The sequence below is a fragment of the Geodermatophilus sp. SYSU D00696 genome (genome assembly GCF_054050235.1).
This window is the reverse complement of the sequence record NZ_JBJGYY010000079.1, coordinates 1-911: the sequence shown is the minus strand read 5'-3', so window position 1 is coordinate 911 and position 911 is coordinate 1. Positions and strand designations below refer to the sequence as shown.

At 70.1% G+C, this 911-nt stretch carries 1 protein-coding gene; it reads right to left on the bottom strand.

The features are described from left to right. Positions 1-13: 13 nt before the first annotated feature. Positions 14-843 (bottom strand): IS5 family transposase gene (locus ACI79O_RS24120; RefSeq protein ID WP_456915392.1). Its coding sequence is split into 2 segments (ribosomal slippage): positions 14-484 and positions 487-843, totalling 828 coding nucleotides; the frame shifts between segments, so codons are not numbered across the junction. Positions 844-911: the final 68 nt, after the last annotated feature.

Genomic DNA, 911 nt, shown 5'->3' with positions numbered 1-911 from the left:
AGAAGACGTTGCATTAGTTCGTCGGGAGTCGTCGGGCACAGATCAGGGTGACGGCCAGGCGGGCCAGCGCGGTGATCGTCACGGCGGTGCGGTCGTAGCGCAGCGCCAGGCGTTTGTAGGACAGCAGCCAGCCCAGCGTGCGTTCGACGACCCAGCGGTGCCGGCCCAGATGAGCGCTGGAGTCCCGGCCGAGGCGAGCGATGCGGGCGGTGATCCCACGGCGGCGCAGGTAGCGGCGCACCCGCGGAATGTCATAGCCCTTGTCGGCGTGCAGCTTGACCGGCCGGCGGCGCGGATGACCCCGGCCGCCGCGCTTGATCGCCGGCATCGAGTCCAGGATCGGTTCGACCAGCATGCTGTCGTGCCGGTTCGCGGCCGAGACCAGCACGTTGAGCGGTAGTCCGGTGGCGTCGACCAGCAGGTGGTACTTGCTGCCGGCCTTGGCCCGGTCGGTGGGGTTCGGGCCGGTCAGCTCACCCCCCTTTTCGCCCGGACGCTGACCGAGTCCAGGCTGGCCCGCGACCAGTCCAGTTCGCCCTGGCTCCCCAGCTTGTTGAGCACGGCGGTGTGCAGCCGATCAAAGACACCGGCCTCGGCCCACTCGTGCATCCGGCGCCAGCAGGTCCAGCCCGACCCGTAGCCGAGCTCAGTGGGCAGCTTGGCCCACCCGATGCCGGTGGAGAGCACGAAGGCGATGCCCTCGAGCACGTCCCGGTCGCTGGTGCGAGGTCGGCCGGTGCGCCCGTGCACGGCCGGCTTGCGCGGTGGGATCAGCGGCTCGACCAGCGCCCACAGCGCGTCACTGATCAGCCGCGGCGGTGGGGAAGACACCGGCGACGACATGGCCGGCAGCCTGCGCCGATGCCAGGTCGTCAACTAGAGCCCGACGACCTACTTCCGCAACGTCTTCT